The organism is Duncaniella dubosii (genome assembly GCF_004803915.1).
GTDB classification, from domain to species: domain Bacteria; phylum Bacteroidota; class Bacteroidia; order Bacteroidales; family Muribaculaceae; genus Duncaniella; species Duncaniella dubosii.
The window spans coordinates 2,589,508-2,605,227 of the sequence record NZ_CP039396.1 but is presented as its reverse complement, the minus strand read 5'-3'; the positions used below and the strand labels follow the sequence as shown (position 1 = coordinate 2,605,227).

Sequence of the window (15,720 nt, the reverse complement as noted above, 5' to 3'; positions counted from 1 at the left end):
ATGAACAGGACAGAAACATATATAGCCAGATACATCGGAAACTTCTTTTCGGTCTATTTGTGTGCCGAGAAAGGTTGCAGTCCCCACACTGTAAGATCTTATGCCAATGCGTTGTCATCATATATTGATTTCATTGAAACGACACAACACATTCGTTCAGAACGTATCACCACGGCGTATGTCACAAAAAAACTTGTGCTTGAATACCTTTCATGGCTTGAGGACAAGAAAAATGTCTCGGTATCAACCCGCAATCAGCGGCTTGCCGCTATCCACTCGTTATGCCGATACCTGCAACGTGTTGATGTGCCTCATATTGACAGATGGCAGGATGTGTTGACCATAAAAACAAAGAAAGGTACTGCCAAGCCCATGTCGTTTCTATCAGTTGACGGAATCAGGCTGTTGCTAAACCAAATTCCAACAGACACAATCAGCCACCGACGAGATCTTGCCATGCTGGCACTGCTCTATGACACAGGGGCGAGGGTCAATGAGCTGGTACTTTTACGTCCCTGCGACCTTCACCTTGAAGAACCGGCGTATCTGGTTCTTCAAGGGAAAGGAAACAAAAACAGGGCGGTGCCGCTGCAAAAGAAGAACGTGGCACTACTGACCGAATACCTTAATGACAACCTTCTGCATCGGCCGGAAATGCAGACGGAACCATTATTTAAAAATAGAGTTGGAGGACGGCTCACATGTGCAGGGGTAACGTATATACTTATGAAATACATCCGAAAGGCTCATTCTGCCAATCCTGATTTAGTTCCTGTGAAACTGTCTCCGCATTGCCTACGTCACACAAGGGCAATGCATCTTTTGCAAGCCGGAGTGAATCTTGTATATATCAGAGATATTCTCGGACATGTCTCAATCCTGACTACTGAAATATATGCCCGTGCGGACTCCAGGCAGAAACGGGAGGCTCTGGAGAAAGCATACAGGGATGTCATCCCCGAGACTTCAGATGATGGATCGAGACCTTCTTGGGAAACAGACAGGAGTCTTAAAGAATGGCTTAAAAGGCTTGGTTCCAGAAATCATTAAATAATCAATAGCGATGACGTCTTATCCTGTCAATAAGAATCGCCGGGTTGATGCTTACTCCATCACATTTTAAAGTGATGTGAAGATGGGGACCAGTAGAACGACCAGTGGAACCGGCATTCCCAATCGAATCTCCCGCTAAAACCAAGCTCCCTTCGGACACAAGACACCGGCTTAAATGATAATACTCAAAAGCATACCGACCACTACGGACTATAACATACCGGCCCCTGCTATTGTCAAAACCCACCTCGGCAACCACTCCCGCGAACATTGCATATGTCGGTTCTCCAGCAACTGCTTTTAAATCCACGCCATTATGCCATCTGGATTTTTTTGTAAACGGATCTGTACGCCTCCCAAAATGAGATGTAACAATAATCTTTCTCAGTGGAGTTGACAAAATAGACCTTTTCTCTATATGTTTTGACAATGTAAGGGCTGATTTATTATCACAAGAATAACATCCAAAATCCAATGTATAACCATGAGTATAGAAGCTTTTTATATCATTACTTTGGATAACGTTATACTTTTGATAATACGGCTTATCAAAAGCTATGGATAAGCCCTATATAGGTTACGGCCACAAGCTCCTTCCCGGCGAGAAACTCACCTGCAATCTGACGAAAGCGCAGGCCGACTCGCTGCTGAGGGCTGACCTTATAAAGCGTTGCTCGACATTCCGCCGATTCGGAAAAGACGCGCTGCTATTATCCGAAAGTTAGGATAATAGCAGTTATCCCAACTTCATTATTATCCCAACCAAAGAGGTATATATCCTGTAAAACAGATTATTATATACGATTATGGTTGGGATAATAATTTGATATCTATATTTGTGTTGGCACTAAAGCCAAATACATATATGGACATAGAACAATTAAAATTTACCCACCAAAAGTTGCTTGCTCATTTGGAGAGTTGCAACTACAACAAAGTATATATAAAGGAGGTGAAGATAATCCTTGCTGCTTTGTTCGATGAAAAATCCCCAATCTCATCCTATGAAGACTACTGGGAACGCATTGTGAATAGCCGGAGATACACAAAGTTCACTTTGGATCTTAAGAAAATGTATCTCAATACAGTAAGAGCCTTTGATGAGTACGGCCATCTGCCGAATGGGCGTCCTTGTGCAAAATTACTTTTTTCATCCAATTACAAGAAACTCAATCCAGGTTACAAGCTTTTAATGGATGAATTCCGGAACAGGGCCAACATGGCCGAGGAAAATCTTTCCAAATCCGCCAAATACACTACGCTGGCATTGTTCTTATTGAAGATGCAGCTTGCTGGGGCGGTAATGTTGAATGAGGTAACAGACAAATTGGTCTTGGATTTTTTCATGACCGGAAAGCGAAAAGGTTCAAAACACACCCAGTCCCACCTCAGATTGGCATTGGACAAGATCCGAGACCTGTCACCTGACATTCCACGAATCATCTCGTTGTTGCCGAAGATGAAACCCAAGAAAAGGAACTATAACAATCTACGGGACTTTGAAGTGGAAGCAATCAAGGACTGTCTGTCCAATCCGTTGGACAATCGAATGACCCTGAGAGAGAAAGCCATAGTGGCTTTGGCTTTGTATACCGGTATGCGTGGCTGTGATATTGCAAACCTCAAATCCGGAGACATTGACTGGGAGAACGAAGAAATCAGGTTGATACAGGTAAAGACCGGGTACCCCCTTGTGCTGCCGTTGTCAGCCAATGTCGGCAATGCGCTGTTGATATATATCCTGAACGAAAGAAATGCGGAAGACCGTTCTGAATACGTCTTCCCAAGTAAAGTACAACCCGGAAAACGACTTTCATACAAAAGCATCGGGACTATAATATCCGGAGTCTTTGACAAACTTGGGCTGCGTCCCGGCGAAAGCCATCGCGGAATCGGTGTGTTCCGGCATAATCTTGCCACACGGCTTCTCGGAGCAGGCACAGAATCAGTCATAATAAGTGGCATTTTGGGGCATACCTGCCCTCAGGCAGTCGAAGCGTACGTTGACTCAGACATCACGCATCTTCGGGAACTGGGACTCAGCATAGAGAAGTATCCATTGCCTAAAACCTATACGGATGAATGAAATGAAGAATATCGGATGTATTGTTGAAGAATATACAAATCTTCTGACAAAGGAAGGGAGACTGGATTATGCAACCGGAATATATCTAAAGTCCTTTCTACGCTATTGTGAATCACACGGTGGTGTAATGAACGACATGTTGATAGCCGAATGGAGTCACAGACGCGATAGTGAAAAATACTATACCCACAGAGCCAGATGCATAATCATCAGAAGACTGGTCCGACATATCGCCACGGAAACAGGGGTGCGGTTTTCGTTGCCGTCATACCCTCCGGATCCCGGCTATATACATAAGCCTATACGCCCCAAAGTCTGTGGGCTTCCGTTCCGTCCGAGTATCATATCCAAGATGCTTGAGACCTACCAATCCCATATAGAGGCATCGGGCAGGCTCAATAGCCGTACAATGGAGAGGCTCCGAAGGTTCAATGAGTTCTGCGCATCAAAATATCCGAATGCTAAAAAGCTGACAGCCTGCATTATTGATGATTTCTGCAAGCGCGGAGAAAAAGAGTCCGCAAAAAGCCGCAACAACAGGATCGGAGCCGTCCGTGAGTTTGTCAGGTTTGCCAATGGCAGAGGGTTCACGGCACTGCGACTGCCTCTGACCACCCCTAGAGCCAACCGTTGTACGTATACGCCACATCCGTTCACTCAGGAAGAATTGGCCGCGTTCTTTGCGGAGGCAGACTCGTTCACCCCATCAGCCACATGTAATGACATCCGAGCGTCGCTGGTCCGGCTTGAACTTCCGGTATTCTTCCGGCTTCTATACAGTTCCGGCATGCGAACCACCGAGGCCCGCCTTCTTGAACGTTGCAATGTTGATCTGATAGCGGGTGTTATCAATATCTGCCAAACGAAAGGCTATAATGAGCATCGTGTGGCATTACATGAATCCATGAGACAGGCCCTGGAAATATACGACAAGAAAATGGACGCCATCATGCCCGGAAGAAAGACGTTCTTTCCAAATGAATACGACAGACCGTATTCCGACGCATGGGTAAGCTCCAACTTCAAAAAGCTGTGGAAGCGGGTCAGTAATGATTATGCCCGTGCTTATGACCTGAGGAGCAACTATGCGGTGACAAACATCAACAAATGGTGCGGGGACGGTTCAAATTCTGATTGGGACAGGAAGCTGGTGTGCCTCAGCAGATCTATGGGACACAGATATTTACAGAATACAATATACTATTACAAACTCGTGCCGCTGTTCTCGGAAGAACTGGAGTCTGTTACCGGATCCGCTTACGATGAACTGCTGCCGGGGTTAAACAAATACTTCGAAAATGACTAAGGAACTTAAAGAACACATAATGGTGGGGGAAGCCATCAATGAATGGCAAGGGTACTATCTGACAGAAGTGAGAAACCTAAGCGGGAATGCAATCAGATCATACAGGAACGGACTTGGACTCTTCCTTGATTATCTGGAGTCGGTGAAGGGGATAAGGCGGGAGACTCTTGTCGGGGATTGTTTCCGAGTGGACACGATTGAAAATTGGCTTGCATGGATGAAAGAGGCAAAAGGCTGTTCACCGTCAACCTGCAACCTGCGTTTGGCGGCTTTGCGAAGCTTTATAGCTTTTTTATCTAGGAAAAATGTCGCGTTCATAAAGTATGGATGTAGTATCACATCGGTAAAAAGGATACGTCCGGTAAAAAAGCTGCCGGAGGTCATATCAAGGGAAACAATAAAAGCCTTGTTTGCATCAATAGACACAGGCTCCATAACAGGCAAGAGAGATTTTGCCCTGTTCAATGTCATGTACAGCACTGCAACACGTGTAGATGAAGTACTTTCACTAAAAATAGCCGATATCGCTCTTGGCAGTAAGAGTCCGTGCATAAGGGTGACAGGAAAGGGAAGCAAACGCCGTTGCATCTATCTTCTAAAAAGCGTGGCAAAAATCATCGGTCATTATATATCCGTGTTCCATGGGAAAGCCCCTGTTCCATCGGACTTTCTGTTCTTTCCAATCAACGGCAGGAGAAATACGAAGCTATGTCAGGAGGCAGTCTCAAAACGTCTTAAACTATATGCATCCAAATCACCAATGGTATCGGACAAATTCCATTGTCATAGCTTGCGGCATGCAAGGGCGACACACTGGCTGGAAGATGGTGTGAACATCGTACAAATCCAACGGTTGCTCGGACATGAAAGTATCGAAACGACCATGAAGTATGTCGGCATATCCAAAGAACAAATGATCAAGGCTCTTGCCATAATGGATGATGCCACTACAAAAAACATTGAAAAGCATTACAAAACATCCAAAGTCAAAAAATCTCTTGCAGCTGCCTTTGGTCTGAAGTAGCAAAAACTCAACAAAGTTTGATTGGACAATCAAATTATTATCCCAACCATAATCGTATATAATAATCTGTTTTACAGGATATATACCTCTTTGGTTGGGATAATAATGAAGTTGGGATAACTGTTACTTGCGGTACTCTCGTACAATGTGGGTGAATACAGACTGTTGGGTTCCGGCAGGATACCGAAAAGCACCCTTATCCGAAAATTAGAGGCCGGCAACCGCAATATCTATCAGTAGTATATCAGCTATTGCCGATACAAGGGCAGACGCCACGCCGGTCTGCTGAAACGCCGCAAGACCGAGTTCGCCCTGTTCTTCATTCCGTAATCTCAAAACAAATGTCCCTTAAGTTTCCGATTAACCGGATTTCTCAAGGGATATTTCACGTTTCATAGTCCATTTCTCGCTAAAAATGAGTACCTTTGCAAATATAATAGTAAAACACTCATTCTGTTTGATTAGAAGGCATTAACTATGATTAAAATATTCTTATCTCATAGCTGGAGTCAAAAAGATTTTGTTGATGAGGTAGCAAATCATATTGGCAAAGATTTTGCTATCGTAGACCGATTTGTATTTGAAAATGGAAGAAATTTAGAAGATGAAATAAATAATTCATTAGACAATTCTAATGTATTCGTTATGCTGATTTCGAACGAATCATTAAATTCAGATTGGTGCAAGTATGAATTATCTCGATTTCGTGATAACTTACTTGATACACAAAAAGCAGAATTTATACCATTTTTAATTGACGATACAGATATTAATGATACTCGGATTAAAAATTGGATACGCAAATACCTTACTAGTAAATATACAAATGCGTTAATGCTTTCAAGAGTTATTAGGCGTCGAGTATGTGAAGTGCTTTGGAAAGCAGAACCTAATTTGGATGCAATGTCGCGCATATTCTTTGGAAGAGATAATGATGTCAGCGAGATCACATCCGAACTTAACAAAAGTATGAACACAGATCGACGAGCAATTATTGTAACTGGTATTCCACATATAGGTCGAAAGCGATTGTTACGAGAAGTATATGTGACACGAATGACTAAAAACCTTCATCCGTCATATGATCTATATGATATTTCCTTGAGTGATCATGATTCAATTGAAGATTTCATTGAACAGTTGAATGATTTTGTTCAAGTATACGACAAGACTGAACTTAAGAACAAGATGGCATCTGCTGAAATATGCCAAGACTTGGCTGTTGAGCTTATTAATAAGGTTGAGTCATATCATGAGCGCATACGAATAACTGACAACAAGTGTATCGTTACATCATATGGTATTGTTGCTGATTGGTTTAAAGACATTATTAACCATCCTGATTTGGTTAAACAAGTAATGTTATTCATTGCTTCAAGTTGTTCTTTGTCACCTAAAGAAAAACGAGAAAATACAAAATTGCAGGCTCATAATATTGATGTGATAGGGAAAAAGTATCTTAAAGAAATATTTATCGCTTATGCTAAAAATAAAGGTGTTAAATGCAGTGATGATGATTTAGACTTTTTCATAAATAGTTTATCAGGATTTCCCAAGCAAGTATATTGTATAGTGGACGATATCGCTAATGATGACTTGCACACAGCAAAAACAGATTTAAAGAATATTCAAGCCATGTATGATAATGATCTGCATATGCTTTATCAAGTTTTTGCAAAAGACCATGATCAGATACAGGTGTTACAGATAATGTGCCGATTTGATTTTATTAGCTATGATTTCCTTTCGCAAATCTATTCAAAGACAAATCTTGATGAAATATTGGAAACATTTAGATTTTATTCTATCTATGAAACATTTGGTTCTTGTAATCAATACATGCGAATAAGTCCTGCTTTTTCTGATTATATTGATCGGCAACGACTAAAAATCAAGAAAGAGTACGAGGATCGTATAAATGAACTCTCCGCTAATTATATTAGCCTTTCTGATGCTGATAGCCTCGATTTGTCTCAGGAATTATTTAGAATAAAAGAGCAAATTAAGAATCCAATATTCCGAGCTTCAACAAGTTATATACTTCCATCATATGCTTTAAAAGTGATAATTGACTTATACAGAAAAGGAGATAATGAGAATGTAATAAATATAGCACATAAAGTGCTATATGATTATAAACGTAATAATTATGAAACCATTATATATCCGATTCGGTATTGGATGTGTTTGGCTTATTGCAAAACACAAGATAAAGAACTATTTAAAGAATTAGCTCATTTTTCTGATTATTCATACCATTTTATCTTAGGATATTATCATCGCATCGGAGGGAATTACCCTAAAGCTCAACAGGAATTTGAAAAAGCACTTTCATATAAAATTGGGAATAATTCTCGAAAATATTACAAAGCAGAACATGAATTGGTTATTTGTCTTATGAAACAAGGCAGATATAATGATGCACTTAAATTAGCTGAACACTGCTACAGTCAAGATAATAGTAGTCCATATTTTATTGAAGCGTATTTTAGGTGTTATGTAAGGAGTCAATATCCGGACAAGGAAATTCTGCAAACATTGATAACAAATATGCGTCATACATCATATAGCTATAACGATGTTATTATTCCTACAATGGAGGCAGAACTTAAATATTTTGTATATCGTAATATTCAAGAGGCTATAAGTGATTTAGTTGGGATACTTAAAATTCGTCATAGCAGAGATGTTAACTATACCTTAGATGCGTTTCGTGAAATTTGTCATAGGCAGAATATGGATGATACGTATAAAAAAATTGTTAATTCAACGACATAGATTATGTGGTAAAATCTAATTAAAGCCGCAGGTAATGTTTTTATGGATTTGATTTATAGAAAACAAACACATCTTTATGATTGAAGGTAAAAATATCCATTCTGTTCTTAATACAGAATCCGACAAAGAAAATCCTTTTGCCAATTGTGCTTTAGGGAGAAAGCCTTTTGCGGAAGCTCTTACAAATGTGATTGATACATATAGCGGTGGACTTGTATTAGCGATAAACTCATCGTGGGGAAGTGGCAAGACAACATTTATTAATATGTGGCGTGATATGTTGTCATTGACTAAGCCGGGCGAGATACCGTATTGTGCTGAAATATTAAACGCTTGGGAGCATGAATACTTTGAAGACCCAATTTTGGCTGTCTTATCTTGCTTAAAATCTTTTTTGCCAGATGAAAACGAAAATCATATTGAAGCGGCTAATAAACTTATAGGTGCCTTACAAGGGATAAAACCTGCCAAGAAAGGATTAGCCAAGACTATAATATCTCTATTTACAATGGGTAATGGCGGTGATTTAGTCGATGGAGTTGATGAAGGTGTAAAAGCATATAAAGATGCTAAAGAAACGCACTATCGTTATAAGGAAACCGCCATATCTGACTATGTAAATGAAATAAATGCTTTTAATGACTTTAAAGAAGCATTTAGTGCTTATATTAACTATATCGCTGAAGAAACAGGGCATCCGGTTATAATATTCGTTGATGAACTGGACCGATGTAATCCAAAGTATTCAGTAGCATTGCTTGAGAAAATCAAACACCTATTTTCTACTCCTAATTTAATATTTGTCCTTGCTATTGATAAAGAACAACTATGCAGTTCTATAAGAGGGTATTTTGGTAGTGACGGCATTAAAGCGGAGGAATACCTGAGGCGGTTTATTGATATTGAGGTTTCATTGCCTTATGCAGATAATGAAACATTCTGTAATAGTGTTTTAAGAAAATTAGGCATCTCATCTACTATGAGATCTCATGCCGTACAAGATTTATGTGAAATCATAGGCTCAGTTTCAGAAACACAAAAGTTGTCTTTACGCCAAATTGAGAAAGTCTGTATCCTGTGTGGAATGGGATTCAAAACACATAGATATGATACCTTGCCTTTCTTTTTAAGTATCCCATTAGCTGTGTTAAAATGCTTTAAGGATGATATATTCCAAGAAATTTATTCTAAACAGATTTCAATGTCTGCCCTATATGAGGTTATTTCTCCAATGTTTGCACGAACTTCCAAAACTCCGGAGAACGCATATAGTTTATATAAATTCTTGTTGCTGTATCAATACTATTGTGCTATTGATGGACATTTTCTAAAAGATAGGACATTGATTGATGGTGATGGTAAGATTGTAGTTGGAGATAATTGCCAAAGTATCATTAGTATTATTAATGAAGTAAAAAAAGATCTGGATAAATATGATTTTTCTCGTGCATTAATTGCTATGAACCTTTATTTTGATATGTTATAGGAGTGTTGCTAAATATATCATAGGTGCGATAGCACATTGTAAAATTTGTAAATTGCCCATTCGGATATTTCATTTATTCTTACAGTAATATATTGGAAATTTGTGGAATTATAGCGAATATCAATCATAACTCACTGAAATGCCGATTATTTTCGTTAATTTTGGAATCTAAAAACACTCTCTATGGATACAAACAACGAAATAATACTATACCAACCTGATGCCTCTGTTTCACTTGAAGTCAGGCTTGAGAATGAAACCGTATGGTTGACACAACAGCAGATTGCCGACCTGTTTGGCACAAAACGACCGGCTATAACCAAACACTTGGCAAATATATACAAGTCCGGGGAATTAGAGGAAAATAGCACATGTTCCATTTTGGAACATATGGGTAACGATAGTAATCAGCGTTATACGACAAAGTATTATAATTTGGATGCAATCCTATCCGTTGGCTATCGAGTGAATAGTCGAAATGCGACACTTTTTCGCATCTGGGTTACGCAAGTGTTGAAAGACCATTTGTTACGCGGTTATAGCGTAAATCAGCGTTTGCTTTATATGGAAAGCCGTATAGACCATAGACTTTCTGAGCATGACAACCAGATAAAGGAATTATCAGGAAAAGTGGATTTCTTTCTCCGCACATCACTTCCTCCCAAAGAGGGCATCTTCTTTGACGGACAGATATTCGATGCCTATGGATTTGTATGCGACCTTGTGAAGCGAGCAAAGAAACGCATTGTCCTAATTGACAATTACATTGATGAAACAGTATTGACGCTTCTTGACAAACGAAGTCGTGGAGTTTTGGCTACAATCTATACCAAGCGGATAGACCACCAGTTGCAACTTGATATAGAAAGGCATAATGACCAATACGCTCCAATTGATGTCAGACAGGCTCAACGTATTCATGACCGTTTTATCGTGATTGATGATACCCTCTATCACATAGGAGCCTCAATAAAAGACCTCGGTATGAAACTATTCGCGTTTTCAAAGATGGAATCATCCCCGGAAATGATCTTGGATTCATTGTAGCCTCACATTTTGAACCGATAGTATAACCTCTCTTTCAAGTTCGGTATATTTTTCGATCTTGGATTGCAGTTTCCGGCGAAATTTTGCAAGCGTTTCATCTTCCGCCTCATTGAAGAACATATTGTTCTGCCGCTGGTATTCAAGATATTCCTGTTCCTTGCGTCGGGCTATTGTGATTTGGGCCTTCGCCGCAGACAGTCTGGAGAGGGCAGAGCCGAAATCCATGCTTAGTCCGGTGCGCCTGTCATAATATGAGAAATATGTCTGAACGTTCTCTTTGGGATATTGGCACAGGAGTCGGGCATGGCGCCATCTGACAACCCATTGGCGCCGCTCATATATATCACGCGGGGGGTCATAGCGGAACAAAACAACCCGTTGCCGTTCCTTCGTCCGGTATTCAATGGTGATACAGACCCATTTTTCGATTTTCATCTCCCGTTGGGCTTTCGCATATTCGTGGGCATATTCCATCCAGTCGCCCATGTTCTCCTGTGCCATAAGAATTTTTTAGGTTTTTGAGGATTCCCATAAAAAGCAGAAATCCTCATTGTTTCGTTATGCCGAAGCCGGACATAGGGGGCCATTCTCCAACTCCCATTTCTCACGGGCTTCGTTATATTCCAGTTCTTCCTGCCGGAGCATACGCTCCGTTTCAGGAGTGTAGCCGATGAAACGGATACAGCCGCCGTTATATCCGGTCAACCGGCAGATTATGCCTGCCTTTTCCAGTTTGTCGATGCGTTTCTGTGCGGACTTGGCGCTTGAATACTGTTTCGGCCAGAAGTAATGCTCGCCCTTTGAGCCGTAGTGGTCCGAGCCGTAGACCTTGTATCCGGAATGTCGCATACTCTCCACAAAGTCGAATCGACCTTTTTCAAGAGCCAGCCGGATAGCCTTGTGCGCCGCACCTTCGGGATGCCTGAAAGTCTTTGGCTTCGGGCCTTTCATGCCGAGTTTCGGAAGCACGACTTTGTAGGGATTGCTCCATTTGCCGATGCCGAGAGTAAGATAGAAGTTGGTGCAGAAGTAGTCGGTCATAGGGTCACTGTCGTCATAGTTGTACGACATGACAAAATCCTTTACGTTGGTCATCACCTCCCGGGCACGGTCTGTCAATCCTTGTTCTCTTTCAACCCGGTAATGATTGATAGAACAGTGGATATATCCTGACTCTTTTGTGAATGCCTCGAAATCGGCAGTCATTAGGGTGACGTGTATTGAACTGTATCCGTCACGTCTTACCGAGAACTTGTATTTCGGATAAGTTTCCTTGAGCCAGTTACGTATTATCTCTACAATCTCCCGTGAAGATTGTCCTTTATAGTTACTGCCTCGCCACCGGTATTCGTTGTAGACATAGCGGGTGTATTCACCGGCGGATGCTCCGCCATAGTCGTTCTCGTATCCGTTAAGATCCGATGTCGGCGACACAGGGACGTCCTTCCATACTGCAAACAGCTTCTCAAACTCGGAGTTGATGCGCTGCATTGTTTCCGTGCTGCCACCTTTGTCGGGATGGTTGTCGATTGCGAGCCGACGGTACTTCTTTTTCAGGTCCGCCAGACTGTTGATGTTCTGAAAGTAGATCATATCGTTAAATTTTGTGCGTCAGGCCATAGCCACGCGGTTGATGAAATACTCCACATAGTCGTCTTCTATGCCAAGATTGCTACAAGCCATATACAGGTCATCTTCACGGAGGTCGCTAAGTTCCTGCAATTCCTGAAGATGACGTACCTCGGCTTCGAGATATTCCTGTGCGGTCTGCTTGTCGCAGGAGCAGGTTGTCGAAATCAGATTCACTATATCCATATCCGTGTCATTTGAGGTTGTACATTTTTGCGAAATGGTTATTCACCGCCGGAATACGTTTCTTATAGAATGGCTGGTTTTCCCTGCACCAGTCGGCAAGCTCCGCTTTTGAGGTGAAGGGTCTGCGCCAGCTCTGTCCGGTCATTATCATCTCCACGATGGGGGCGAGTTCGGAAATGAACATTCCGACAGTCCATCCCTCCCATATATGCCTGTTCATGTCTGTTGCCATACTTTTTATGTTTTTAATGGTTCATTTTCGGGTTCAAGCAGTTCCTGCGTCGCAAGCAGGATTTCGTTGAGCCATATAAGGCTGCGAACCGAGAGATTGAATTGGCTCTCGGTCCGGAATATGTATCCGTCATGCTTTTCTCTCGCGGTCAGGTATAAAGAGTCACCCATTACCGAAACTTTTGTGATGATACACTCGAACGGGTCTCCATCATCGTCAAAGAATATGACATATACTGAATCCGGGGCGTTGGGAACTGTGCCGGACTCCGGAAATTCCAGTTCCGTCAGTCCGTGTCTGCGAAGCAATCCTATTATTGCTCCGGTAATCTCCTTGCGGAGATCTTCAATCTGTTTGCTGAAATCTTCCATGTGGTAAATATTTAGCTGTTATAAAGTTATCATATCGGTAGGCGTAAGTTTCACGGTCTCACCGAAGAAAGAGTCGCTTACGCCGTACACTTGTCCTATTGAATAGTCATATTTCTTTCGGGGTTGTCGATCACCAGGCGGTAGCCGTGGTAATCCTCGATTTTCAGTTCAAGGGTTACATCCTCCCGCAGTTTCATATCAAGCACGCTTCCGCCGCCATACATCGAACTGAATATGCCGCAACAGTTGTCTTTCGGAATTGTAACCTTTGCCACCGAGAAACCTGACTCATAAAGTTCCTTGATATTTATCTTTCCGATATAGGTCAGCAGATTGGCCCCGCAGCATGAGTTGACAAGCTCCCGGTGAAAATCCTCATATGACACCAGTTCCTTTCCGTCACGCGATTTCCGGTAATGGCACCTGCCATACACGGCAATCCCTTTTTCAGCCAGGAAACTTTTTACCTTTGCAGGATTGAGGTTAAGCGCATCCACCATATCGCCGAAATACGAGTCGGGATAGACATATCCTCCCTGCGATTCCAGCCAATGCGAGTTGATACAGTCATAGTTGGAAAGCATCTCGACCCGAACCGGAATGTCATCCGTATTCTTCAACAGGCCGCTAAGTGCGTCCGAATCGTCACGCTCATAAATAATGTTCACTATATCATCGCGGTGCGTATCCATGAATTCCTCCACGGCATCCTCGTCAAAGCCTTCGTCAATACAACTTGACCTGATATCCTCCAAAATCTGACTGACACCGTGCCATCTGGCATCCTGATACCAGTCATCGGTCTTGTCATATAGGGTCATTGTACTTTTTTCTTTCACGCAAGTCTCTATGACATCAAGGTTCTCGTTGAGGTTGTCATCATAATTGACCCACACAAGGGTATATGAGTCCTCCATTACGGATCTGATGAAATCCATTGTCAGTTCTTTGTCCTTATTTCCCATATCATTCACCGTATATTTCGTTTCTTATGCTGCGGTATCTGTGTTCCGACATCTCCGTTTCCCGTGAGAAATGGAAGCGTGCAGCATACCCGCAGTAGTTTGTCCTCGGTTCACCACCGCATTTCTGGATGGTGAGGTCTATATCCCATTCCATATCGCCAAGTCCGAGGCATATCGACTGTGAGTGTAGCATCGCATGGGCGAGCCTTATGGCGGCATCCGTTTTATTTTCCTTGCACAGCCTGTCGAAGGCCATAGTCGCTATCTCGCGGTTGGATATTGTCACACTTTTCATGGCATCTATTTTATTTTCACAAGTTGCTTGAACCGGGCTACAATATCTCCTCGTTTGCTTTCAGCCAGTTCTTCATATTTGCGTCTTATGGCGCAATATTCCTCCCAGGTTTTGCCCCTCAATTCATTTTCATACGAGTCCATGCGTAGTTCGGGGTATTCCTTGAACAGTATTTCAAACTGTCTTCGCCATTTGCGTCCCTGCCATGAACGTTCGGCAATAAGTTTTATGAATTGAAACATCTTTTCATCGGTTCCGACATCCATGGCATAGAAACAGTCGGTCCTTGGCCACACATTGTTGGAGTGCTGCCAAGTCTCGATATGGCGCGTCGAGGCATTGTATGCCATTTTTGTGATTATCTGATGACTCATAATATTTTGTTTTAATTCAATGATACGTTATCTATTTCCTTATCCTTTGCGGCAATAGTCCCGAATTGCACGGCTATCACCCTCTGCGGGAAACAGGTGTGGTGGTTGTATCCGGTCCTTTGCCACAGTGTGAAGCAGTCGTTCCTGAACGACCAGTGGAAATGCCCGGACAGCGAACCGTACTCGTGCCGGACATTCCTCTCGATGAGCATCCTGCTGACATCCATTATATGCCGTGAGAGCAGGACGATATTGAGTATCTCCGAATAGGCACGGTGCACGCGCGGGTCGGTCGGATACAGCGGTGACAGATGGTTGATTCTCATGATTCCTCGTCTTTAATCGTAATTGTCACCGAATATCTCCTGCCTCAGCAGGTTTTGGTCGAACCAGCCTTCGGGGTAACAGATACAAGAACTGCTTTCGTTATCCGTATCAGGCAGATAACACTCGGCATTGTAGCTTACATTGTCGCCGTACATGTTCCTGTAATGCGCCACAAGCAGGTGCGGATTGTCGGTTCTCAGGTCATAGCCGTATCTGGCGCACCATCTCTCGAAATCGGCCATATCCTCGTCATCAAGCTGGTCGAAAGCATCCCTTATATCAAAGAAGTTGGGACACAGCCATTCACGGTTTATCAATATGGACGGTATATTGTCCCATGCCACATATCTGTATTGCGGATGCCGTTCCTGCGGGAACAGTTCCGAGCAACAGCACAGGAATTCCTGCATGTCGCCGTAATCGCTCAGCGTCATGTTGTAGTCAGTCCTTTGGGATATGTCTATCATGTACTGCGTCGTTACCGTCAGTTCAGCCTCGTTGAGATTCATTCTTTCCATTTTTATAATTATGTTTCGTGGAACCCGTGGGTTCCATTCCACA

The 15,720-nt window shown here is 42.3% G+C and carries 17 protein-coding genes and 3 pseudogenes; 9 read left to right on the top strand and 11 right to left on the bottom strand.

Annotated elements, in window-relative coordinates; genetic code table 11:
• Entirely contained in the window at nt 1–1,050 is a 1,050-nt protein-coding gene (locus E7747_RS11580) for a tyrosine-type recombinase/integrase (protein WP_136416082.1), read from the top strand.
• Nucleotides 1,051–1,054: 4 nt separating this feature from the next.
• On the opposite strand, the gene E7747_RS17515 is transcribed toward E7747_RS11580, so the two are convergent.
• Nucleotides 1,055–1,363: a M23 family metallopeptidase gene (locus E7747_RS17515; RefSeq protein WP_353957463.1), complete on the bottom strand. Its 309-nt coding sequence runs from the start codon at nt 1,361–1,363 to the stop codon at nt 1,055–1,057.
• Nucleotides 1,364–1,610: 247 nt separating this feature from the next.
• Here E7747_RS17515 and E7747_RS11570 point away from each other — a divergent pair.
• The 8 genes and pseudogenes from E7747_RS11570 to rhuM form a co-directional block, all read left to right on the top strand.
• Nucleotides 1,611–1,769 (top strand): annotated as a pseudogene (locus tag E7747_RS11570) (glycoside hydrolase family protein); the annotation flags it as partial.
• Between the two features lie 683 nt (nt 1,770–2,452).
• Entirely contained in the window at nt 2,453–3,139 is a 687-nt protein-coding gene (locus tag E7747_RS16635) for a tyrosine-type recombinase/integrase (protein ID WP_157755860.1), read from the top strand.
• Entirely contained in the window at nt 3,132–4,445 is a 1,314-nt protein-coding gene (locus E7747_RS11560) for a tyrosine-type recombinase/integrase (protein WP_228449144.1), read from the top strand. The genes E7747_RS16635 and E7747_RS11560 overlap by 8 nt, the downstream gene beginning before the upstream one ends.
• Entirely contained in the window at nt 4,438–5,469 is a 1,032-nt protein-coding gene (locus E7747_RS11555) for a tyrosine-type recombinase/integrase (protein WP_068959954.1), read from the top strand. Before E7747_RS11560 ends, E7747_RS11555 begins: the two co-directional genes overlap by 8 nt.
• A gap of 120 nt (nt 5,470–5,589) precedes the next feature.
• Nucleotides 5,590–5,799 (top strand): annotated as a pseudogene (locus E7747_RS11550) (glycoside hydrolase family protein); the annotation flags it as partial.
• 147 nt (nt 5,800–5,946) lie between these two features.
• Complete coding sequence (locus tag E7747_RS11545) at nt 5,947–8,247, top strand: toll/interleukin-1 receptor domain-containing protein (protein WP_136416078.1); 2,301 nt, start codon at nt 5,947–5,949, stop codon at nt 8,245–8,247.
• Between the two features lie 76 nt (nt 8,248–8,323).
• Nucleotides 8,324–9,733, top strand: a complete 1,410-nt coding sequence (locus tag E7747_RS11540) for a KAP family P-loop NTPase fold protein (RefSeq protein WP_136416076.1) — start codon at nt 8,324–8,326, stop codon at nt 9,731–9,733.
• A 183-nt stretch (nt 9,734–9,916) separates the two neighbouring features.
• Nucleotides 9,917–10,780 (top strand): RhuM family protein, encoded by an 864-nt coding sequence (gene rhuM, locus E7747_RS11535; protein ID WP_136416074.1) that lies wholly within the window; start codon nt 9,917–9,919, stop codon nt 10,778–10,780.
• On the opposite strand, the gene E7747_RS11530 is transcribed toward rhuM, so the two are convergent.
• The 10 genes and pseudogenes from E7747_RS11530 to E7747_RS11485 form a co-directional block, all read right to left on the bottom strand.
• Entirely contained in the window at nt 10,772–11,281 is a 510-nt protein-coding gene (locus E7747_RS11530; RefSeq protein ID WP_136416072.1) for a hypothetical protein, read from the bottom strand. The genes rhuM and E7747_RS11530 overlap by 9 nt on opposite strands.
• Before the next feature lie 57 nt (nt 11,282–11,338).
• Complete coding sequence (locus E7747_RS11525) at nt 11,339–12,373, bottom strand: LPD29 domain-containing protein (RefSeq protein WP_136416071.1); 1,035 nt, start codon at nt 12,371–12,373, stop codon at nt 11,339–11,341.
• A gap of 18 nt (nt 12,374–12,391) precedes the next feature.
• On the bottom strand, nt 12,392–12,595 hold the full coding sequence (locus tag E7747_RS11520; RefSeq protein WP_016274065.1) for a hypothetical protein: 204 nt from the start codon (nt 12,593–12,595) through the stop codon (nt 12,392–12,394).
• Between the two features lie 7 nt (nt 12,596–12,602).
• On the bottom strand, nt 12,603–12,827 hold the full coding sequence (locus E7747_RS11515; protein WP_016274800.1) for a hypothetical protein: 225 nt from the start codon (nt 12,825–12,827) through the stop codon (nt 12,603–12,605).
• Between the two features lie 5 nt (nt 12,828–12,832).
• On the bottom strand, nt 12,833–13,198 hold the full coding sequence (locus E7747_RS11510; protein ID WP_120466095.1) for a hypothetical protein: 366 nt from the start codon (nt 13,196–13,198) through the stop codon (nt 12,833–12,835).
• A gap of 18 nt (nt 13,199–13,216) precedes the next feature.
• A pseudogene (locus E7747_RS11505) lies at nt 13,217–14,163 on the bottom strand (hypothetical protein).
• 1 nt (nt 14,164) lies between these two features.
• Nucleotides 14,165–14,458, bottom strand: coding sequence for a hypothetical protein (locus E7747_RS11500; protein ID WP_120466091.1), 294 nt, complete (start codon nt 14,456–14,458; stop codon nt 14,165–14,167).
• Between the two features lie 5 nt (nt 14,459–14,463).
• The gene (locus tag E7747_RS11495) at nt 14,464–14,832 is read right to left on the bottom strand and encodes a hypothetical protein (protein WP_121700092.1); all 369 of its coding nucleotides are present in this window, start codon (nt 14,830–14,832) and stop codon (nt 14,464–14,466) included.
• An 11-nt stretch (nt 14,833–14,843) separates the two neighbouring features.
• Nucleotides 14,844–15,158, bottom strand: coding sequence for a hypothetical protein (locus tag E7747_RS11490; RefSeq protein WP_120466087.1), 315 nt, complete (start codon nt 15,156–15,158; stop codon nt 14,844–14,846).
• A 12-nt stretch (nt 15,159–15,170) separates the two neighbouring features.
• On the bottom strand, nt 15,171–15,668 hold the full coding sequence (locus E7747_RS11485) for a hypothetical protein (protein ID WP_136417109.1): 498 nt from the start codon (nt 15,666–15,668) through the stop codon (nt 15,171–15,173).
• Nucleotides 15,669–15,720 lie beyond the last annotated feature (52 nt).